The organism is Gardnerella sp. DNF00983 (assembly GCF_049244265.1).
GTDB classification, from domain to species: Bacteria; Actinomycetota; Actinomycetes; order Actinomycetales; family Bifidobacteriaceae; genus Bifidobacterium; species Bifidobacterium vaginale_J.
On the sequence record NZ_CP058392.1, the window covers coordinates 1,273,029 to 1,293,476 of the forward strand.

Here is a 20,448-nt window from a genome sequence, read left to right on the forward strand (position 1 = left end):
ATAAAAAAGCTTCAAGCGAGAAATACGCTTGAAGCTTATTATTCTGCGGATGAAGCGAGATTCGAACTCGCGGAGGAGTTTACCCTCACACGCTTTCGAGGCGTGCTCCTTAGACCGCTCGGACATTCATCCACTTGCGATTCGCGCAACAAATTCGCGCACAAACGCAACTTTTCAATTGTAAACCATGCCGCGAATATAAATTTATGGCGAGTTGAAACGTTATAACTCAGACGAATCACGGCGAGCGCGAATTTTTTCAGCGCGAGAAGCAAGCTCCTCATCAGGAGGATAAGCTACATATTCCAATGTCAATCCATGAGGATCAATTGGACCCGTCGAGCCTTCACGAAGAGGAACATTAATCTTTCCCTCAAACCAATCAAGAGAACGCTTTCCGCAACCAATTTGCACACAAGCTTGCACCAAAGAACGCACCATATTGTGCGCAAAAGCATCAGCGACAATAGTAAATTCAAGCAAACCTTGTTCAATAGGAAGAACAAACCCAGTGCTATTTTGCGCATCATTTGACCCAACTCTGTGCCATCGAGCCTGCTTAACTTCGCGAATAGTAGTTCCGCCAGGATTTGGCTTAGCAAATGAGCCAAAATCATGCAAACCAACCATAAGACGCGCAGCTTGATTCATAGCGTCAACATCAAGCTCTGAATCAAAACGCAAAACAAAGCCGCGCATACGAGGATCATATTTAGCTTTGCAATACCCATCAGCAATACGGTACACATATGTGCGCTCTAACGCAGAAAATCTAGCATCAAAGCCACAAGGCGCAACACTAACCTTGTGTATAACAATATCCTGCGCAAGAACGTGCCTAAGCCTATACTCCAGCGCACTAACACCATCTAAACCAGTATGCCCTATGCAACGCTGCAATGTTTCATCTGAAATATCTAAATGACACACTTGATGAGATGCATGAACGCCAGTATCCGTACGACCAGCAACAGTAAGACGCAACGATTCAGTAGGATCATTTTCCGGTACGCGCAAAACCATATGCAACGCTGCCTCAATATCACCTTGAACAGTGCGCAAAACCGGCTGCTTAGCCCAACCATAAAATCCGCCGCCGTCATAAGCTAAATCCAAGCGAAGTCGCATTTAAAAACCTTCCATTCGTCGTAACTGAATAATTCCGCAATTAAATTCCGTTTACAGTTGCTTCATAAAATTTACTTCGTACAATTACTTCACGCCTACGCCAGCAACAGCAGCAATAATTCCACGTATAAGCTCATAAGACTTCGCATCCAAGTGCGTTGCCATTCCAAGTAATTTTGGCACAAGCTCAGACCAATGAGAACCCAATAAATCAAAAGTAGGATAACCTAAACTCGACAAAACGTTATACACACTATCAATCCTGCGTTTTCGTTCTTCAACAGGCAACTCAAACATCCAAGAATTTATAGCTTTTGCGATCGCAGCAGCGCGAGCAGTAACTTCATCTCGATAATCAAAATCGCCATCCTCAACATGCCAATACATGCCAAAATGCTGCATTAAACCAACAGAATCAGCCCTAGCTACTTTATATGGCAAACCATTATCCATAAGAAGCCCAATAATCGAAGATTGCGGCACAACTTTCTCTATTCGACTTGCCACGCGCGAAAAAACGCTAGTATCTACTACATCATTTGCAAAACCCGGCCCATCCATTGAATAAATTTTAGATACAAGATTGCCAAGTTTTTCATTTTCTGCATCCAATCGCATAGTAGCATAGGATGCCATATTTCCGCCTTTTGAATGACCTGTGACAATAATATTCGGGCTGTTATTGCGATTGTTATTGTTATCGTGATTATTATTATCGCGCTTGTTACTGTTATCGCGATTGTCGCACTTCAAATTAGTTGATTTTGCGAAAAACGAGGAAATTTTTTGCAATAAACTAGCTTTTTTTGCAATATATTTACTATATCTTTGTGTTACAGAAATTAAATACTCTGCTGCTGACTCCTGAGCTGGAATTGGGCAGCGAAAAGCCATATTAAAATCTTCTTTCCACCCAACAAGCGTATTATCAGTGCCTCTAAAAGCAACAACAATAGTATTCGTATTATCAATTCCTTCACAAGCACTAAGGTCAAAAGTAACACCAGCAAACTGCTGCTCACAAGATTCATGAGAATTCGATTTATCAAATCGTTCAAGAATTTCGCCTACTTTAATACCTCTATAACGCGGATTAGATGCAACTGCAAAAAGCAACTCTTGGCGAAACTTATCAACCTTAGCTACTCCAGAAGAAAACATCGATGAAAAATCTTCAAAACGTAGCAGATCGTAAATAGACGTAGTCGAAATAACTTTTGACTCACTGTTATATAGCGGAATAGATTTTGGCATATTTATGTATGAAAGTTCGCACAAAATCAGCGCATCAACAGAATTAAAACTTCTTTGAGCAAAAGTACGAAAATCGCTTCTTACTTGATCCAGAATATTCGTCATAACTTAATAATAATACAAATAAAAAACGAGCCGAGGAATTAACCTCGACTCGTCTTAGCAATTCTTTAAGAAGCGATTAAACGCTTGCTTTAAGATTCACTTTACCGATGCGTAAAGCTGGAATGCAAACTACTCGGCAGCTTCTTCTTTAGCTGCAACCTTGGTAGCTGCTTCAGCTTCCTTCACAACAGCCTTCTTTGGGCTTACTGGCTCAGTTACGAGCTCAATAATTGCCTGAGGAGCGGTATCACCACGACGTGGAGCAATCTTCACGATGCGGGTGTAACCACCTTCACGCTGCTTCATCTGGTCAGCGATCTGAGTGAAAAGCACGTGAACCACGGACTTGTTGCGAATTACACGCAACACACGACGACGCGAATGCAAATCGCCACGCTTAGCGAATGAAATCAAACGCTCAGCAAGCGGACGAAGACGCTTTGCCTTTGGCAACGTCGTTACGATACGACCGTGCTGGAAGAGGCTGGTCGCCATATTGGCCAGCATCAGGCGCTCATGAGCCGGGCTAGAAGCCAGACGAGGGCCTTGTTTCGGTGTAGGCATTATTACTCCTTATTGTCGCATCGTTCAGGTGGGCATCAACCCGAACATCCGAACGTTACGACGATTGCAGATGGAACTTACTCGTCTTCAGGCGAGAAGAAAGTGCCACCTTCGAGATTATTGGCGTCGAAGCCAATCGGTGAAGCCTTCAAAGACAGACCCATTGCCTGCAACTTTTCTTTAACTTCATCGATGGATTTCATGCCGAAATTACGAATATCGAGCAAATCCTGCTCAGTGTGAACTACCAGTTCGCCGACTGTATGAATACCCTCGCGCTTCAAGCAATTATAGCTACGCTGAGTAAAATTCATATCTTCAATCGGTATAGCCAACTGAGAATCAGCTTCATCATGAGTTGGCGCTGGACCAACTTCAACACCTTCGGCATCGACGTTAAGCTCACGGCAAAGACCGAAAAGCTCAACTAAAGTCGAGCCTGCAGATGCAACTGCATCACGCGGTGTAATAGCTGGCTTGGTTTCCACATCCAGGATGAGCTTATCGAAGTCCGTGCGCTGTTCCACGCGGGTAGCTTCGACCTTATAGCTCACCTTCAAAACTGGTGAGTAGATCGAATCCACAGGAATGCGGCCGATTTCGCTGTTCTCCTGCTTGTTCATCTGAGCTGGCACGTAGCCGCGACCGCGTTCAACAGTAAACTCAATTTCAAGTTCACCATCTTCTGCGAGTGTAGCAATATGCAAGTCAGGATTAGCAATAGTAACACCGGCTGGAGGAGTAATATCTCCAGCAGTGGCCTCACCTTTACCATTCTTGCGCAAATACATCACTACAGGCTCGTCGTACTCACTCGTGAGCACGATGCCCTTGATGTTCAGCAGAATTTCAGTGACATCTTCTTCAACACCTGGCAGAGTCGTAAACTCATGCAAAGCTCCAGAGATGCGAACCGAAGTAACGGCAGCACCTGGAATAGAGCTTAACAAGGTACGACGCAGCGAATTGCCGAGAGTGTAGCCAAAACCTGGTTCCAGCGGCTCAATAGTAAAGCGAGAACGCTGGGGATTCAGTGATTCCTCGGTAAGTGTCGGACGCTGTGCGATAAGCACTTTGGTATCCTTTCAGCTTCTGGTCGGTGGTGCACTCGCCGCCCATAAGCGGGTTGGATGGATGGATTCGTAAGAGTGCTCAGACGCGGCGACGCTTTGGTGGGCGTACGCCGTTATGCGCTTGCGGGGTAACGTCGGTAATAGAACCAACTTCGAGACCCGCGGACTGGAGGGAACGGATAGCGGTTTCACGACCGGAACCTGGACCCTTAACAAACACGTCGACCTTCTTGAGGCCATGCTCCATTGCCTTGCGTGCAGCAGACTCAGCAGCCATACCTGCAGCGTAAGGAGTCGACTTACGGGAACCCTTAAAGCCGACATCACCGCCGGAAGCCCAAGAAAGGACTGCACCGGATGGATCGGTAATGGAGATAATCGTGTTATTGAATGTTGATTTAATATGCGCCTGCCCAACCGGCACCGACTTGCGGTCCCGGCGACGCGGCTTGCGCGAGGCTTGCTTTGCAGCTGCCATTGACCCTCGTTTCCTAATGACGAATGAGTTGGTATGTCTAGACGATGGAAATATATCCGTGGCCTAGAGCCGACCACCGACTACTATCGGGTGGCCTTCTTCTTCCCGGCGACAGTACGCTTCGGACCCTTGCGAGTACGAGCATTAGTCTTGGTACGCTGACCACGCACAGGAAGACCCTTGCGATGACGCTGGCCTTGATAGCAGTTGATCTGAATCTTACGACGGATGTCAGCGTCGATCTCACGACGCAAATCGCCTTCAATCTTGTAATTGGCCTCAAGATAATCACGCAAGGTGATCAGCTGTTCATCCGTAAGATCCTTGACGCGAGTGTCCGGATTAACACCGGTCGCGGCAAGCGTTTCCTTAGCGCGAGTACGACCAACACCAAAAATGTAGGTGAGGGCAATCTCAATGCGCTTCTCATTGGGAATATCTACTCCGGCAAGACGTGCCATTGTAATTCCTTTACTGTTACGCAGGTCGTGCACCAAGTCTTCCGCACTAATAGAAATTAAGTGCGGCCTGGGCCTGCGCACCCAGGGTTCAGCTTCTGCTGTGACTTAGCGCCTTATTCTTTGTATTCCGCGATGGAAATCTGCTCAGCCCTGACGCTGCTTATGACGTGGGTTAATGCAGATCACCATGACGCGGCCGTGACGGCGGATCACGCGGCAGTTTTCGCAGATCCTCTTCACGCTAGGGCTGACCTTCATGGTTTTCCTTTGCTTGTACCTTACTTATAACGGTACGTAATACGCCCGCGATTCAGATCGTAAGGGCTCATCTCTAGCACTACACGATCTTGAGGAAGAATGCGAATATAATTTTTACGCATCTTACCAGAGATCGTAGCTAAAACAATGTGCTCATTCTCAAGCTGAACGCGAAACATCGCATTTGGTAGTGCTTCTACTACCGTGCCTTCGACTTCAATCACACCGTCTTTTGCCATGAGCCTCGTTCCGTTCCTTGGGCATACTACTTTGCGCATCCGAAGACACGCCAATCTTCTATAATACAGTAAATGCGTCCCATTCAACACTCGGCGTGTCGAACAGAACGCATTTTACTTTTTAAATTTAAAAACGCACTAATTAATTAAGTGATTCAACAATGCGATTATTGATTTCCTTAATATCTCCAACGCCATCTACTTCAACCAACTGACCGCGGCTTTCATAAATATCAAGCAATGGAGCTGTTTCTTTCTCATACGTTTCCAAACGCTTAGCAATTACTTCTGGAGTATCGTCAGAACGACCTTGCTCCACTGCACGCTTTTGCATGCGCTCGAGCAAAACATCGCGCTCAGCCTCGAGAGCCACAACGTGATCAAGAGGAGTGCCAAGCTCTTCCAACATACGATCTAAAGCTTGAACCTGAGAAGCGTTACGAGGATAACCGTCAAGAATCCAGCCGCTCTTTGCATCGTCCTGAGCAAGACGATCCTTAACAATGCTGTTTGTCAGCTCATCTGGAACCAACTCACCCTTATCAAGATATCCCTGAACCTGTTTTCCAAGCTCAGTATGATTCTTAAGGTTATAGCGGAAAATATCACCAGTAGAAATCGCTGGAATGCCATAATGCTCACTTAACAAAGCAGCCTGAGTGCCTTTTCCAACGCCCTGTGGACCCATAATTAGTAATCGCATATTCATCTCCTTAGCTCGCTAACTGTAGTTACTTAGATACTTGCTTTTGATCATCATGCTTGAACAAGAAACCAGCGTACTGGAATTGTTCAGTCTGAGCCTTTGCTTGACGCAACGTATCCAAACCAACGCCAGCAATAATCAAAATTGTTGTACCACCGAATGGCAATTTTGTATTCAAATGCAAAGCCATAATCAAAACGGTAGGAATCAATGCAACAAAGAGCAAATAAATAGCACCGACAGTATTCAACCTGTTCATAACATAGCTAAGATAATGACTCGTAGCACTGCCAGCGCGAATGCCTGGTATGAAGCCACCATACTCTTTCATGTTATCTGCAGTCTCATCAGGATTAAAAGTAATCTCTGTGTAGAAGAAGCAGAAGAACACAATCATTACTGTGTAAAACGCAATATACCAAGCAGAAGTGGAATTAGCCAAATTAGCTTCAATCCAATTCACCCAAGCCTTGCTCTTATCTCCAAACTGAGCAATAAGAGTAGGAACAGCAAGAATTGATGAAGCAAAGATTGGTGGAATAACGCCACTCATATTTACCTTTAACGGCAAATAAGTCGAAGAGCCGCCATACATCTTTCGTCCAATCATGCGGCGCGTATATTGCACAGGAATACGACGCTGAGCAAGCTCAACAAAGTCAACAAATATGAGGATAACAAGCAAAACGCCACCAACAATAGCGAACTTATTCCAATCGCCATTAGAACCGTTGGTACCCCAACCAATCTCCCAAAGCTTTGGTAAGAAGCCAGAGCAAATAGACATAAAGATTAAGACAGACATGCCTTGACCGATACCCTTATCGGTAATGAGTTCTGCCATCCACATAATAAGACCAGTGCCGCCAGTCATGATCAAAACCATGACAATAAGGCTCCACATGCTTCCGTCTGGAATAATATTATTTCCGCACTGATAATTAAACAAAGCACCCGTACGTGCTGTTACCAAAATCGTAGTAGATTGCAAAATTGCCAATCCAATAGTTAGGTAACGCGTGTACTGCGTAAGCTTTGTTTCACCAGACTGGCCTTCCTTATGAAGAGCTTCGAAGCGAGGAATAACCACGCGCAAAAGCTGAATCACAATGGAAGCAGTGATGTAAGGCATAACACCCAAAGCAAAAATAGAAAGCTGCAACAGCGAGCCGCCTGAGAACAAGTTAACTAACCCAATAAAGTTCTCGCTCGATGAAGCTAATTTAACAGTGCAAGCATGCACAACTTTATAGTCCACACCCGGAATCGGAATAAATGAACCAATACGATAAATAATTATCATAGCGAAGACGAAGAGGATCTTGTTCCTCAACTCCTTCGTCCTGAAGGCCTGGATTAACGTTTTCACCTGGGTCTTCCTCCCTTTTTTCGCGCACTCCTAGGCGCAACAGTGCAAAAAACAAACTCTGAGGCAATAGTTTAACTCACGGTACCTACTGGAATAGGCTATTGGTGAGTTTTGATGATAAAAATAGTCCCTCTAGACAATGCTAGAGGGACTATTACAGATTTATAACTGCATCAAGCTTTAAGTAGCTTCTAACTACTCTTCGCTGATGGAGCCGCCGGCAGCCTCAACCTTTGCCTTAGCAGAAGCAGAAGCTTTCATACCCTTAAGAGTCAAAGCAACAGTCAATTCACCATCGCCAAGAACCTTTACAGGATAGCCATCACGTACAGCGCCCTTAGTAATAAGGTCAGCTACAGTAACCTCGCCACCCTTTGGGAAAAGTTCAGCAAGATCTGCAACGTTGACGACTTGGAATTCCTTCTTGAAAGGACTCTTGAAGCCACGCAACTTAGGCAAGCGCATGTACAGTGGGAGCTGGCCACCTTCGAAGCCAGGACGAACCTGATAACGCTTCTTTGTGCCCTTATCACCACGACCTGAGGTCTTACCCTTAGAGCCTTCACCACGACCTACACGGATGCGATCCTTCTTAGCTCCTGGAGCTGGACGCAACGTGTGCATATGCAGCATTGGTTCTTCGTTAGCCATAATCAGTCGACCTCCTCGACGCTCACCAAGTGGCGAACGGCCATAACCAAGCCACGATTGACGGGGGTGTCCTCGCGAACTACGCTGTGACCAATCTTATGAATGCCGAGCGTATGAACATTCGCGCGCTGGCGCTCAGTTGTATGAACTAAACCATGCACCAGAGTGATCTTCAAATTTGACATCACTCACCATCCTTTGCTTCAGATGCCTTGGCGGCCTGAGCTTCTTCGCGAGCCTTGCGAGCTTCGGCAATGCCGGCAGCACGCTCACGGAGCAAAGCATCAGGAGCAACTTCCTCAAGAGAAAGACCACGACGAGCAGAAATCTCTTCTGGCTCTTCGAGCTTCTTCAAAGCGTCCACAGTAGCACGCACTACGTTTACAGCAGTTGCAGAGCCCATGGACTTGGTGAGGATGTCCGTAATGCCGGCGCATTCCATAACAGCGCGCACAGCACCACCAGCAATTACACCAGTACCTGGAGCAGCTGGACGGAGCAACACAGTACCAGCAGCATCGTGACCGAGCACTGGATGAGTGACGGTACCACGAATGCGTGGAACAGTGAACATATGCTTCTTAGCGTCAAGCTGACCCTTAGCAATAGCAGCTGGAACTTCGCGAGACTTGCCGTAGCCAACACCAACGGTGCCCTTACCGTCGCCAACAACAACAAGTGCTGCAAAGCTAAAGGTACGACCACCCTTGTGGGTCTTGGAAACACGGTTAATAGTAACTACGCGATCCAGAAGCTCTTCGCCACGGTTTTCTTCACGACGATTACGACGTTCGCCGCGCTTACCCTCGCCCTTGTTACGGCGAGAACGACGATCATCGTTACGCTCCTCAGCGGATGCCTGAGTGTTCTGAGTTTCTTCAGCCACTTGGGTTTCCTTTTCGTTGTCGCTCACAGTGCCAGACCTCCCTGACGGGCGCCTTCAGCCACTGCTGCGACGCGACCATGATATTTGTTACCGCCACGGTCGAAGACTACAGCGGTGATACCCGCTTCCTTCGCCTTAGCCGCTACTAATTCGCCAACCTTGGTTGCAGCTTCAGTCTTCGTGCCAGTGAAACCAGCGAAGTCAGCAGTCAAAGTGGAAGCGCTTACCAAAGTAATTCCCTTGGTATCATCCACAATCTGAGCAACCATATGACGGTTAGAACGGGAAACAACTAAACGAGGACGTTCAGATGTGCCGGCAATGTGCTTACGAAGACGGGCGTGACGACGCAAACGTGCGACTTTGGTACCCTTACCGAAAATCTTAACGCTCATATCACTTACCAGCCTTTCCAGCCTTGCGCAGGATGCGTTCATCGGTGTACTTAATACCCTTACCCTTGTAAGGTTCTGGAGCACGAAGCTTACGAATGTTGGCAGCAACCTGGCCAACAGTCTGCTTATCGGTGCCCTTTACGATTACCTGGTTAGGATTTGGCAACTCGAACTCAATACCTGCCGGTGGTTGAACGGTAATAGTGTGAGAATAACCGAGCGAGAACTCAATGCCCTTGCCCTTCATCACTGCACGATAACCGGTACCGACAATATCCAAAGTCTTGGTGTAGCCGTCATGCACACCCTTCACCATAGAAGCAACAATTGCGCGAGCCAAACCATGCTTTGCACGAGTTGGGCGCAAATCGTCAACTGGAGTCAGAACAATCTGATTGTCAGCGACTGCTGCTGTGATTCCCTCTGGAATTTCATAAGAATCAGAACCCTTAGCGCCTTTGACGCTGAAGGACTGACCTTCAATTTTTACTTCCACGCCTGCAGGAATGTCGACGGGGAGCTTACCAATATGCGATGCCATCTTCAGCTCTCCTTTCTCACCATACGTAGGCGACGATTTCGCCGCCAATGCCTCGATCGAGGCATTCCTTCTGAGTCAACAATCCCGAGCTGGTCGAGATAATAGCAATACCGAGGCCACCAAGAGGCATTGGCAAAGCATCAGACTTTGCGTAACGACGCAAGCCTGGCTTAGAAATGCGCTTGATGCCTTGGATAGAACGCTGGCCATTGGAGCCATACTTCAACGTAATTTCCAACGTCTGTCCAACCTTAGCTTCCTTAGCAGCGAAGTCCTTAATATAGCCTTCGTGCTTCAGAATCTCGGCGATATTCGCCTTGAATTTGGAGTACGGCATTTCCACGGTATCGTGCTTTGCCGCGCTCGCATTACGCAGACGTGTCAACATGTCTGCGATTGGATCTGTCATTGTCATGTGGGCTAACGCCCTTTCTCGCCGTGGTTTCCACCGCCTCTATATGAGAACTTTGTCTTCAAGCAGTGGACCTTCAGCGTCGATATTTACCAACTGGACTTCGTAACACCCGGCAACTCACCGCGATGAGCCTTCTCACGAAGGCAGATGCGGCACAGACCGAACTTGCGATACACGGAGTGAGGACGACCACAAACCTGGCAACGCGTATAAGCGCGTACCTTGAACTTCGGCTTGGCGGCCGCCTTGTTTTTCAGAGCGGTTTTTGCCATTTCAGTTCTCCTTGAATGGGAAACCGAGGTGCTTAAGCAAAGACTTGGCCTCCACATCGTCCTTGGTGGTAGTCACCACGGTGATGTCCATACCACGCTGATGATCAATCGAGTCAGGATCGATCTCATGGAACATAGACTGTTCCGTAAGACCAAAGTTGTAATTACCCTGACCGTCAAACTGGTTGCCATTGATACCACGGAAATCGCGGATACGAGGCAAAGCCAGAGTGAGCAAACGATCCAAGAATTCCCACATACGATCGCCACGAAGAGTTACGTAGGCACCGATAGCCTGGCCTTCGCGCAAATGGAACTGAGCGACAGACTTCTTTGCCTTAGTTACCTTTGGCTTCTGGCCGGCAATCAAAGTGAGATCCTTAATCGCACCTTCGATGAGCTTAGAATCACGAGCTGCAGCGCCGACGCCCATAGAGACGACAACCTTCTGCACGCGAGCCACCTGCATAGGATTAGTGTGGCCGAATTCTTTCTCCAAGGCTGGTACGATTTCATCCTTGTATTGTTGCTTTAAGCGCGGAGTTGCCGGCAACTCAACTGTAGTATCGGTCATGCCAGCTCCTTTCCGGACTTCTTGGCGACACGCACGCGCACGGTCTTAACCTTGCCGTCACGAGCCTCTTGCTTAACAATCACGCCAACGCGTGTAGGCTGCTTGGTCTCTGGATCAATAACCATCACATTAGAGCGATGGATTGGAGCCTCAACCGAAACAATGCCCGCCTGCTGACCCTGCTGGGTGGCGCGAACGTGCTTCTTAACGACCTGAACGCCTTCTACGATCAAACGGTCATCGGCTAGTACACGAACTACTTTGCCTTCCTTACCGCGATCCTTGCCGCGAATGACCTTCACCTGGTCGCCGGACTTAATCTTGGCTACCATATCAGATCACCTCCGGAGCAAGGGACACAATCTTCATGAAGCGCTGATCGCGCAATTCACGACCGACTGGTCCGAAGATACGAGTGCCTTTTGGTTCACGACCGGAGCCGAGAATTACGGCGGCGTTCTCATCGAACTTAATATAGGAACCATCGACACGGCGATGTTCCTTGACAGTACGGACGACGACAGCCTTAACTACGTCGCCTTTCTTGACCGACCCGCCAGGGATCGCGTCCTTGACGGAGGCGACGATGATGTCGCCGATGCCGGCATAGCGTCGCTTCGATCCACCGAGCACGCGGATGGCAAGTAATTCCTTAGCACCCGTGTTGTCGGCGACATGAAGCCGCGTTTCCTGCTGAATCATTGATTCTCCTTAGCCGAGCTGGTTCTCCCCACTCACCTGTGTCTACCACATTAGCAGACACAGGTGAAGCGCGGAGCCTTGCCGAACTTGTTTACTTGGCGCGCTCGATAATCGAGTCGAGACGCCAACGCTTGGTCTTGCTCAGTGGCCGAGTTTCCATAATACTCACGAGGTCGCCAATATGTGCCTCGTTGTGTTCATCATGGGCTTTGACCTTGCGGGTGGAGCGAACGACTTTACCGTAAAGCGGGTGTGTCGAACGCTGCTCCAGCTCAACGGCGATTGTCTTGTCCATGGCCTCGGACACGACGTAGCCGCGACGAACCTTGCGGAAGTTGCGCTCTTGGTTCTCAGCCATGCTTACTTCTCCTTGACCTCAGTGGCGCCAGGCTCTTGGCTGATGCCGAGTTCACGCTCACGCAGGATAGTATACATCCTGGCAATGTCGTGCTTGACCGCCTTGAGGCGAGCGCTGTTTTCGAGTTGACCAGTTGCTGCCTGGAAGCGCAAGTTAAATAGCTCTTCCTTAGACTTCTTCAAGAAGCCTTCGATCTCAGCATTTGTCTTCTCGTTCAAATTCTTGATGGTGTAGTCTGCAGTTCCGACTGGCATCAGATGTCACCGCCTTCACGCGCAATAACACGGCATTTCATTGGGAGCTTATCGATAGCGCGGCGCAAAGCCTCGCGAGCGATGTCCTCAGAAACACCACCGATCTCGAACATTACGCGTCCTGGGTGGATGTTGGCAATCCAGAATTCTGGAGCACCCTTACCGGAACCCATTCGCGCACCAAGCGGGTGCTTGGTTAATGGACGATCTGGGAAGATCGTAATCCACACACGACCGCCACGCTTAATGTAGCGAGTCATTGCGATACGAGCTGCCTCGATCTGTCGGTTAGTGATGTAAGCCGGAGCCAGCGCCTGAATACCAAAATCGCCGAAAGCGATCTCGGTGCCACCCTTAGACATGCCGCTACGGGTAGGACGGTGCTGCTTACGATATTTAGTCCTCTTTGGGATAAGCATCTGCTCACTCCTTCGTTTCCGTTGCGGCAGGAGCTTCAGCAGCTGCAGCTTCAGCTGGCTTTTCAGCCTGTGCTTCAGCAGCCTTCTGCTGGTTAGCAGGACGTGCGCCACGACGTGGGCGACGATCGCCACCACGACGACCTTCACGCTTACCCTGCTGAGCCTGCTGCTCTTCGAACTCACGCTCGGTCATATCACCCTTGTAGATCCAGACCTTTACGCCGATACGGCCGTATGTGGTCTTAGCTTCAAAGAAGCCGTAATCAATCAAGGCACGAAGGGTCTGCAGTGGAACGCGACCCTCGCGATAGAACTCAGAGCGGCTCATTTCGGCGCCACCAAGGCGACCGGAGAGCTTGATACGGATACCCTTGGCACCTGCACGCATTGCATCTTGCTGTGCCTTACGCATAGCACGACGGAATGTAACACGGTTTGTCAACTGCTCCGCAATTCCCTGAGCAACCAACTGAGCGTCAAGTGCAGCGTTCTTCACTTCGAAGATGTTGAGCTGTACTTGCTTGCCTGTGAGCTTCTCGAGCTTTGCGCGAACGCGCTCAGCTTCAGCGCCACGACGACCGATGATAATACCCGGACGAGCAGTGTGAATATCTACACGAACGCGATCACGAGTGCGCTCGATAACGATACGAGATACGCCAGCACGCTCGAGGTCATGGCTCATTTCCTTGCGAATCTTGTCATCCTCAAGGACGAAGTCACGATAACGCTCGCCAGCTTTGTTGGAGTCAGAGAACCACTTAGAGCGATGATTCTCGGTGATGCCCAGGCGATAGCCGAAAGGATTGATCTTCTGACCCATCTTTAGCGGGCTCCTTCCTTAAGCGAGACGATAACAGTGATATGGCTTGTGCGCTTGTTAATGCGCGCAGCGCGACCCTGTGCACGAGCACGGAAACGCTTAAGCGTTACACCCTCGTCCACATAGGTTTCCTTGATGACCAAGTCCTGCTCACGGAATGGTTCACCGGCTTTTTCAGCCTTAACGCGAGCGTTAGCGATCGCGCTTTCAAGAACCTTGCGCACCGGCAATGATGCGTCCTGAGGAGCAAACTTCAAAATGGTAATAGCTTCGCTTGCACGCTTGCCTCGGATGAGGTCGACCATGCGGCGAGCCTTGCGCGGCGTCACGCGGACGTGACGAGCGATTGCTTTAGCTTCCATGTGTCCTAACTCTCCTTTAGCGGCGTGCCTTTTTGTCGTCCTTCACATGACCCTTAAAGGTCTTGGTCGGGGCGAACTCACCGAGCTTATGACCAACCATGGCTTCGGTAACGAATACCGGCACATGCTTGCGGCCATCATGTACGGCAAAGGTGTGTCCAATGAAATCAGGAGTGATCATCGAACGACGCGACCAAGTCTTAATGACATTGTGCGTACCCTTGTCGTTTTGCTCGTCGACTTTCTTCTGCAAGTGGGCGTCGACGAAAGGGCCCTTCTTGATGCTACGAGTCATCTATTCGACACTCCCTTACTTGCGGTTCTTACCATTCGGGCGACGACGAACAATCATCTTGTTCGAAGCCTTCTTTGGACGACGTGTACGAACCTCGCCCTTGCCCCATGGAGAAACTGGTGGCTTACCACCACGGGTGCGACCACCATGTGGATGGTCCACAGGGTTCATGGATTCGCCTCGGGTGATTGGTCTACGACCAAGCCAACGTGCGCGACCTGCCTTACCAAGCTCGATATTGGCGTGATCAGAGTTACCTACTTCGCCAACAGTAGCGCGGCAACGAGCGTCCACGTTACGAATTTCGCCAGATGGCATACGCAACTGCGCATAAGCACCATCCTTAGCGACGAGCTGAACAGCAGCACCAGCGGAACGAGCAATCTTCGCACCACCAAGTGGACGAAGCTCAATTGCGTGAACCACGGTACCGGTTGGGATATTCTTCAGAGGCAGGTTGTTACCTGGCTTAATATCAGCCTGAGCGCCGGTCTCAATAACATCACCCTGGGCAATGCCTTCAGGAGCGATAATGTAACGCTTCTCACCGTCTGCGTAATGCAACAAAGCGATGCGAGCGGAACGATTAGGGTCATACTCAATATGAGCGACCTTTGCTGGCACGCCATCCTTGTCCCAACGCTTGAAGTCGATGAGACGATACTGACGCTTGTGACCGCCGCCGCGATGGCGAGAAGTCATGCGGCCGTAAGAGTTACGACCACCAGTCTTGCTGAGTTTGCGTACCAGCGACTTTTCAGGCGTAGAACGCGTGATCTCGGCAAAATCCGAAACCGAAGCGTTACGACGGCCTGCAGTCGTCGGCTTATAAACGCGGATAGCCATAATATAGTATTCCTTTACTTTTCTCGGCTAGCCTTCAGTTACCAAAGATGTCAATCGTTTGACCTTCAGCCACGGTGACAATAGCGCGCTTCTGGTTCACACGACGGCCGAAACCGGTGCGAGAGCGCTTCAACTTGCCAGCGCGGTTCAAAGTGTTAACGTTTGTCACCTTGACCTTGAAGATTTCTTCGATAGCCTGCTTGATCTGAACCTTGTTAGCATCTGGAGCCACTACGAAAGTGTACTGACCACGATCAGAAGCTGCATAACTTTTTTCAGAAACAACTGGCTTAAGAATTACGTCATGTGCTGGGTTATGGACTGCGACCATTTAAATCAGGCCTCCTTAACGACAGGCTCGGTCTTAGCAGCAACGAAGGCTTCGAAGCCTTCCTTGGAGAAGACGACGTACTGAGCTGTAACAACATCGTAAGTGTTGAGCTGATCAGCGAAGATCACGTGAACAGTTGGAATGTTGCGTACAGACATCCACTCATTGATGTTCTCACGAGAAAGAACAACAGTAGTGAATTGGTTATTGGTCACAGGGGTAAGTGCTGAAACAGCTGTCTTGGTGGATGGAACATCCTTAATACCAAAGTCAACTACAGCAATACGTCCAGCATTTGCACGATCCGAAAGAACATAACGAAGAGCAGCTGCCTTCATCTTCTTCGGGGTGCGCTGATCGTACTTACGAGGAACTGGACCATGAACAACGCCACCATGTACCCACTGTGGAGCACGAATGGAACCCTGGCGAGCACGACCGGTGCCCTTCTGCTTCCATGGCTTCTTACCGCCGCCGGAAACATTAGCACGATTCTTCACAGCATGGGTGCCCTGACGAGCAGCAGCAAGCTGAGCGATTACGACCTGATGAACCAGTGGGCCGTGAGCTAAAACGTCTTCGTTGGAGATGCCGAAAATTTCAGCAGGAGCTTCAACGGTTCCGCTTGCATTGCCCTTAGTATCAGTGACGTTCAGAGTTACGTTTGCCATAATTATCAGGCTCCCTTCACTGCCGAACGGACGAGAACGATTGCGCCCTTAGGACCTGGAACAGCGCCCTTAATAGCGAGAATGCCGTTCTCGACATCCGAAGAAACGATGGTGAGGTTAAGCGCGGTGGAAGTCACATGACCCATGCGACCAGCCATACGCTTGCCCTTCAAAATGCGGCTTGGAGTTGCGCAAGCGCCCACAGAACCTGGGCGACGTTCGTTCTTGTGCGAGCCGTGAGTACGGCGATAGGACTTGAAGCCCCAACGCTTGATAGTGCCAGCAAAGCCCTTACCCTTGGTAGTGCCAGTGACATCTACTTCAGAACCCTCAGCGAACAATTCAGCAGTCAATTCCTGACCTGGCTGATAATCTGCTGCGTTCTCGGTGCGCACCTCAGCGAGGTGACGACGAGGAGTTACACCAGCCTTTGCAAAATGACCAGCCAATGGCTTAGTCACCTTGGTAGGATCAATCTGGCCATAACCGAGCTGTACTGCGCAATAACCGTCAGACTCTACAGTCTTTACAGCGGTAACTACGTTAGTAGCAACTTCAACCAGAGTTACGGGGACGAAGAAGCCGTTTTCATCCCAAACCTGCGACATACCCAGCTTGCGGCCGAGCAATGCAGTGCGATTCTTATTCTGCGACATTACTTTCTCCCCCTTCCTACAGCTTGATCTCGATGTTTACATCCGCAGGCAGGTCAATGTGCATCAAAGAATCCACAGCCTTTGGCGTTGGATCTACGATGTCAATGAGGCGCTTATGAGTGCGCATCTCGAAATGCTCGCGAGAATCCTTGTATTTATGAGGAGAACGGATAACAACAAACACGTTCTTCTCGGTCGGCAGAGGAACCGGACCCACTACTGTGGCGCCCGCGTTCGTCACCGTCTCGACGATTTTCTTCGCCGATTGGTCGATGACCTCATGGTCATAGGACTTAAGCCTGATGCGGATTTTCTGTCCCGCCATTGCCGTCCGCCCTTTCTAGCGATTCGTTTACTGTTTACCAACCTGAATTCAAGGGCACCGGCGAGAATAAACCCTTAGGGTAATTCCACATCAGTGCGCGGCATCAAAAACCTATTCATACAAAAAGATTTCGATTCAAAGTTTTTGCTTCCGCGCTCGCTTTTTTTAATTACAATATGCGAGCCTTAAAACAGGCAACTAAGTAATTAAACCATCAACCTTCGATTATTAAAAACCGGGCGTGTCGGCTATTTTCCAACAAAAAATGGCAGAAACTACAATTAGTTGAGCTTCTGCCATTATTAACTAAATACGCAAATAATTACGCCGCTTCACGCTCCAAACGCATGCGATGGCCTTCTTCTTGAGAAACACCATAATATGCAGCAATAGCAATATCCTTCATATCCTCAATTTGCGGAATACGAGGATTTGCAGGCGCACACTGATCTTCGTAAGCACGCATGCCAATATTGTCAAGTATCGACCAGTAGTACTCTTCGTCTACGCCACAAGCCTTAAACGAAGCATCCATTCCAAGTTTTTCATTTCGATACTCTTCAACAGCGCGAGCAAGATTTTCGACGCCTTCTTCAGGAGTTTTACCAGGATCTACACCAAGATTCTTAGCAATCTCCTGATACCTCTCAAGCGCAATATAGCGGTTGTACTTTGGCCAGCTAGTTGGCTCTTGCGGAATTTGACCGTTATAGCGAATAACATAAGGCAACAAAATTGCGTTTGTATGACCGTGTACAACATGGCACAAAGCACCAATAGTATGAGCCATAGCGTGGCACATTCCGAGGAATGCAGAGCCAAACGCCATTCCAGCCATAGTAGCTGCATTATGCATTTTTTCTTTCGCTTCAATCTTGCGCTGAGAATCTTCGCAATTCACAGAATCGTTGAGATTTTCCCAAATAAGCTTCGAAGCATGCAAAGCCATAGCATCCGTAAAATCATTTGCGTAAACAGAAACATAAGCTTCTATAGCATGAGTTAATGCATCAAAACCAGAATCACACGCCAAACGACGAGGCTGCGTACGAGCCAAAACAGGATCGACTATTGCGACCGTTGGAGTCAAAGCGTAGTCCGTAATAGGATACTTGTATCCAGTCTTGTGATCTGTAATAACAGCGTAAGGCGTAACTTCAGAGCCAGTTCCGGAAGAAGTTGGTATGCAAACAAGCTTAGCTTTGCTACCAAGAGGCGGAATCTTAAATGCGCGCTTACGAATATCGAAGAACTTTTCTCGCAAATCAGCGAAAGAAATCTCCGGATGCTCATACATAAGCCACATAATCTTAGAAGCATCCATTGGAGAACCGCCACCAACAGCAATAATTGTGTCTGGCTGGAATTCGTCACGCATCATCGCTGCGCCTCGCTCAACCGTTTCAACGCTTGGCTCAGGCTCAACGTAATCAATAATACGGAAGCTAACGCGATTATCTCGAGCACGAAGCTGGTCGATAATCTTATCGACTACGCCAAGCTGCTCCATAACCTTATCGCACACAACAACTGCGCGCTCAACGCCGTACATATCCCTCAAATAACGAATAGCATTCGGCTCAAAATAAGTTTTAGCCGGAATCTTGAACCATTGCATATTATTATTCCTTCGTGCAATACGCTTAATATTAAGAAGATTTATAGCTTGTACGTTGCCAGAAACGGAATTTCCACCATAAGATCCGCATCCGAGAGTAAGTGAAGGAGCAATCGCGTTGTAAATATCTCCAACGCCACCAAGAGATCCAGGAGAATTCCAAACAATTCTGCAAGCATGCATACGAACGCCATATTCGCGCACAAGATCTTGATTATTTGTGTGAATTACAGCAGTGTGACCAGCTCCATGCACAAGCATCTGCTCACACATCTCGAAGCCTTGTTCCTTATTTTCTGCGCGAAGCATTGCGTGTACAGGAGCGAGCTTTTCCATAGTAAGCGGCTCCATTTCGCCAACTTCTTTGCACTCAGCAACCAAAATCACAGCATCTTCTGGAATTTCAAATCCAGCTTCGTGCGCAATATATTGCGGAGACTTACCAGGAACAACGGAATTAAGTTTTGGCGTATTTCCAGAATATGCAGTGCATCCAAACATATATTGTTCAAGCTTAGCTTTTTCGTCAGCGTTAACAAAATATGCTTTCCTGCGCTTCAATTCGCGAAGTAATGGCTCATACACATCCTTGTGCGCAATAATTGCTTGCTCTGTTGCACAAATCATTCCGTAATCAAAATGCTTTGAAAGAATTAAATCGTTTGCAGCGCGCGCAATATCAACGTCACTATCGACATATGCAGGAGCATTTCCAGCACCAACACCAAGAGCAGGTTTTCCTGAAGAATACGCTGCTTTAACCATTCCAGGACCGCCTGTTGCAAGAATAGTTGCGATCTTTGGATGTTTCATCAATGCGCCGGTAGCTTCAATTGAAGGATGCTCAATCCATTGAATGCAATCTTTTGGCGCACCAGCAGCCACAGCAGCATCGCGAACAATTCGAGCTGCTTCAGAAGAGCACTTTTGCGCGAAAGGATGGAATCCAAAAATAATTGGGCAACGAGTCTTAAGTGCAATAAGCGACTTAAAAATAGCTGTAGAAGTTGGGTTCGTAACTGGAGTTACGCCTGCAACAATACCAACCGGTTCAGCAATTTCGTCAATTCCAAGAACATCGTCCTCGCGAATAATACCAACTGTTTTTTGACCTGCTAGATAATGCGTAATATGTTCGCATGCAAAGATATTTTTTGTAGCTTTGTCTTCTACTAAGCCACGGCCTGTTTCATCGACAGCCAACTTTGCAAGAACCAAATGTTTATTCAATGCTGCCACTGAAGCTTTAGCAACAATATGATCGATTTGTTGCTGATTAAGCTTCTCAAACTCATCCAAAGCGACAGTTGCTTTTTCAACAAGTTGATCAACTTCATTTTGAGCAGCTAACGCAATGTCATCAGCACTAGCAGTTTTGCCAGTTTCGGCTTGGTGTTGTGCCTCAACCATGAGTATCCT

The 20,448-nt window shown here is 48.4% G+C and carries 32 protein-coding genes and 1 tRNA gene; all 33 read right to left on the reverse strand.

What is annotated here, in order from left to right:
* Positions 1-46: 46 nt before the first annotated feature.
* Positions 47-132, reverse strand: a tRNA-Ser gene (locus HXT34_RS04855).
* Positions 133-222: 90 nt separating this feature from the next.
* Positions 223-1,128: a tRNA pseudouridine(38-40) synthase TruA gene (gene truA, locus HXT34_RS04860; protein WP_415683293.1), complete on the reverse strand. Its 906-nt coding sequence runs from the start codon at positions 1,126-1,128 to the stop codon at positions 223-225.
* Positions 1,129-1,212: 84 nt separating this feature from the next.
* The gene (locus tag HXT34_RS04865; protein ID WP_421784658.1) at positions 1,213-2,487 is read right to left on the reverse strand and encodes an Mbeg1-like protein; all 1,275 of its coding nucleotides are present in this window, start codon (positions 2,485-2,487) and stop codon (positions 1,213-1,215) included.
* Between the two features lie 129 nt (positions 2,488-2,616).
* Positions 2,617-3,051, reverse strand: coding sequence for a 50S ribosomal protein L17 (gene rplQ / locus HXT34_RS04870; RefSeq protein ID WP_421784660.1), 435 nt, complete (start codon positions 3,049-3,051; stop codon positions 2,617-2,619).
* Between the two features lie 77 nt (positions 3,052-3,128).
* Positions 3,129-4,124 (reverse strand): DNA-directed RNA polymerase subunit alpha, encoded by a 996-nt coding sequence (locus HXT34_RS04875; RefSeq protein WP_004574084.1) that lies wholly within the window; start codon positions 4,122-4,124, stop codon positions 3,129-3,131.
* A gap of 79 nt (positions 4,125-4,203) precedes the next feature.
* Complete coding sequence (rpsK, locus tag HXT34_RS04880; RefSeq protein ID WP_004105468.1) at positions 4,204-4,602, reverse strand: 30S ribosomal protein S11; 399 nt, start codon at positions 4,600-4,602, stop codon at positions 4,204-4,206.
* Positions 4,603-4,685: 83 nt separating this feature from the next.
* On the reverse strand, positions 4,686-5,063 hold the full coding sequence (gene rpsM / locus HXT34_RS04885; RefSeq protein WP_004105472.1) for a 30S ribosomal protein S13: 378 nt from the start codon (positions 5,061-5,063) through the stop codon (positions 4,686-4,688).
* A gap of 144 nt (positions 5,064-5,207) precedes the next feature.
* A complete protein-coding gene (rpmJ, locus tag HXT34_RS04890) occupies positions 5,208-5,321 on the reverse strand; it encodes a 50S ribosomal protein L36 (protein ID WP_003842636.1) in 114 nt (37 codons plus the stop codon).
* A gap of 20 nt (positions 5,322-5,341) precedes the next feature.
* On the reverse strand, positions 5,342-5,560 hold the full coding sequence (gene infA, locus HXT34_RS04895; RefSeq protein ID WP_004105485.1) for a translation initiation factor IF-1: 219 nt from the start codon (positions 5,558-5,560) through the stop codon (positions 5,342-5,344).
* A gap of 142 nt (positions 5,561-5,702) precedes the next feature.
* Positions 5,703-6,263: an adenylate kinase gene (locus HXT34_RS04900; RefSeq protein ID WP_415683290.1), complete on the reverse strand. Its 561-nt coding sequence runs from the start codon at positions 6,261-6,263 to the stop codon at positions 5,703-5,705.
* Positions 6,264-6,291: 28 nt separating this feature from the next.
* Entirely contained in the window at positions 6,292-7,635 is a 1,344-nt protein-coding gene (secY, locus tag HXT34_RS04905) for a preprotein translocase subunit SecY (protein WP_415683289.1), read from the reverse strand.
* A gap of 195 nt (positions 7,636-7,830) precedes the next feature.
* Complete coding sequence (gene rplO / locus HXT34_RS04910; RefSeq protein ID WP_004105490.1) at positions 7,831-8,286, reverse strand: 50S ribosomal protein L15; 456 nt, start codon at positions 8,284-8,286, stop codon at positions 7,831-7,833.
* A gap of 2 nt (positions 8,287-8,288) precedes the next feature.
* Complete coding sequence (gene rpmD, locus HXT34_RS04915) at positions 8,289-8,471, reverse strand: 50S ribosomal protein L30 (protein WP_421784663.1); 183 nt, start codon at positions 8,469-8,471, stop codon at positions 8,289-8,291.
* Positions 8,471-9,199: a 30S ribosomal protein S5 gene (gene rpsE, locus HXT34_RS04920; RefSeq protein ID WP_004574087.1), complete on the reverse strand. Its 729-nt coding sequence runs from the start codon at positions 9,197-9,199 to the stop codon at positions 8,471-8,473. Before rpsE ends, rpmD begins: the two co-directional genes overlap by 1 nt.
* Entirely contained in the window at positions 9,196-9,567 is a 372-nt protein-coding gene (gene rplR / locus HXT34_RS04925) for a 50S ribosomal protein L18 (protein ID WP_004109670.1), read from the reverse strand. Before rplR ends, rpsE begins: the two co-directional genes overlap by 4 nt.
* Position 9,568: 1 nt before the next feature.
* Entirely contained in the window at positions 9,569-10,108 is a 540-nt protein-coding gene (gene rplF / locus HXT34_RS04930; RefSeq protein ID WP_004105494.1) for a 50S ribosomal protein L6, read from the reverse strand.
* A gap of 16 nt (positions 10,109-10,124) precedes the next feature.
* Positions 10,125-10,523 carry a 30S ribosomal protein S8 gene (rpsH, locus tag HXT34_RS04935; RefSeq protein ID WP_004105495.1) on the reverse strand — a complete coding sequence of 133 codons (399 nt, stop codon included), beginning with the start codon at positions 10,521-10,523 and terminating at the stop codon, positions 10,125-10,127.
* A gap of 86 nt (positions 10,524-10,609) precedes the next feature.
* A complete protein-coding gene (locus HXT34_RS04940) occupies positions 10,610-10,795 on the reverse strand; it encodes a type Z 30S ribosomal protein S14 (protein ID WP_003808046.1) in 186 nt (61 codons plus the stop codon).
* 1 nt (position 10,796) lies between these two features.
* The gene (rplE, locus tag HXT34_RS04945; protein WP_004109679.1) at positions 10,797-11,369 is read right to left on the reverse strand and encodes a 50S ribosomal protein L5; all 573 of its coding nucleotides are present in this window, start codon (positions 11,367-11,369) and stop codon (positions 10,797-10,799) included.
* Positions 11,366-11,701, reverse strand: coding sequence for a 50S ribosomal protein L24 (gene rplX, locus HXT34_RS04950; RefSeq protein ID WP_004105501.1), 336 nt, complete (start codon positions 11,699-11,701; stop codon positions 11,366-11,368). The genes rplE and rplX overlap by 4 nt, the downstream gene beginning before the upstream one ends.
* A gap of 1 nt (position 11,702) precedes the next feature.
* Positions 11,703-12,071 carry a 50S ribosomal protein L14 gene (rplN, locus tag HXT34_RS04955; protein ID WP_004574089.1) on the reverse strand — a complete coding sequence of 123 codons (369 nt, stop codon included), beginning with the start codon at positions 12,069-12,071 and terminating at the stop codon, positions 11,703-11,705.
* Between the two features lie 91 nt (positions 12,072-12,162).
* On the reverse strand, positions 12,163-12,429 hold the full coding sequence (rpsQ, locus tag HXT34_RS04960) for a 30S ribosomal protein S17 (RefSeq protein ID WP_004114365.1): 267 nt from the start codon (positions 12,427-12,429) through the stop codon (positions 12,163-12,165).
* A gap of 2 nt (positions 12,430-12,431) precedes the next feature.
* On the reverse strand, positions 12,432-12,683 hold the full coding sequence (rpmC, locus tag HXT34_RS04965) for a 50S ribosomal protein L29 (RefSeq protein ID WP_004105502.1): 252 nt from the start codon (positions 12,681-12,683) through the stop codon (positions 12,432-12,434).
* Positions 12,683-13,102: a 50S ribosomal protein L16 gene (rplP, locus tag HXT34_RS04970; protein WP_004109684.1), complete on the reverse strand. Its 420-nt coding sequence runs from the start codon at positions 13,100-13,102 to the stop codon at positions 12,683-12,685. Before rplP ends, rpmC begins: the two co-directional genes overlap by 1 nt.
* Before the next feature lie 4 nt (positions 13,103-13,106).
* Complete coding sequence (gene rpsC, locus HXT34_RS04975; RefSeq protein ID WP_004574090.1) at positions 13,107-13,925, reverse strand: 30S ribosomal protein S3; 819 nt, start codon at positions 13,923-13,925, stop codon at positions 13,107-13,109.
* Positions 13,926-13,927: 2 nt separating this feature from the next.
* Positions 13,928-14,287, reverse strand: a complete 360-nt coding sequence (gene rplV, locus HXT34_RS04980) for a 50S ribosomal protein L22 (RefSeq protein WP_004105510.1) — start codon at positions 14,285-14,287, stop codon at positions 13,928-13,930.
* A gap of 16 nt (positions 14,288-14,303) precedes the next feature.
* Positions 14,304-14,582, reverse strand: a complete 279-nt coding sequence (gene rpsS, locus HXT34_RS04985) for a 30S ribosomal protein S19 (RefSeq protein ID WP_004114357.1) — start codon at positions 14,580-14,582, stop codon at positions 14,304-14,306.
* A gap of 15 nt (positions 14,583-14,597) precedes the next feature.
* Positions 14,598-15,428 carry a 50S ribosomal protein L2 gene (gene rplB / locus HXT34_RS04990; RefSeq protein ID WP_116712248.1) on the reverse strand — a complete coding sequence of 277 codons (831 nt, stop codon included), beginning with the start codon at positions 15,426-15,428 and terminating at the stop codon, positions 14,598-14,600.
* Between the two features lie 34 nt (positions 15,429-15,462).
* On the reverse strand, positions 15,463-15,759 hold the full coding sequence (rplW, locus tag HXT34_RS04995) for a 50S ribosomal protein L23 (protein WP_004105515.1): 297 nt from the start codon (positions 15,757-15,759) through the stop codon (positions 15,463-15,465).
* Between the two features lie 5 nt (positions 15,760-15,764).
* The gene (rplD, locus tag HXT34_RS05000) at positions 15,765-16,430 is read right to left on the reverse strand and encodes a 50S ribosomal protein L4 (protein WP_415687902.1); all 666 of its coding nucleotides are present in this window, start codon (positions 16,428-16,430) and stop codon (positions 15,765-15,767) included.
* Positions 16,431-16,435: 5 nt separating this feature from the next.
* On the reverse strand, positions 16,436-17,086 hold the full coding sequence (rplC, locus tag HXT34_RS05005; protein WP_004105519.1) for a 50S ribosomal protein L3: 651 nt from the start codon (positions 17,084-17,086) through the stop codon (positions 16,436-16,438).
* A gap of 16 nt (positions 17,087-17,102) precedes the next feature.
* Positions 17,103-17,411, reverse strand: a complete 309-nt coding sequence (gene rpsJ / locus HXT34_RS05010) for a 30S ribosomal protein S10 (protein WP_003808013.1) — start codon at positions 17,409-17,411, stop codon at positions 17,103-17,105.
* Between the two features lie 322 nt (positions 17,412-17,733).
* Positions 17,734-20,439 carry a bifunctional acetaldehyde-CoA/alcohol dehydrogenase gene (gene adhE, locus HXT34_RS05015; protein WP_421784665.1) on the reverse strand — a complete coding sequence of 902 codons (2,706 nt, stop codon included), beginning with the start codon at positions 20,437-20,439 and terminating at the stop codon, positions 17,734-17,736.
* Positions 20,440-20,448 lie beyond the last annotated feature (9 nt).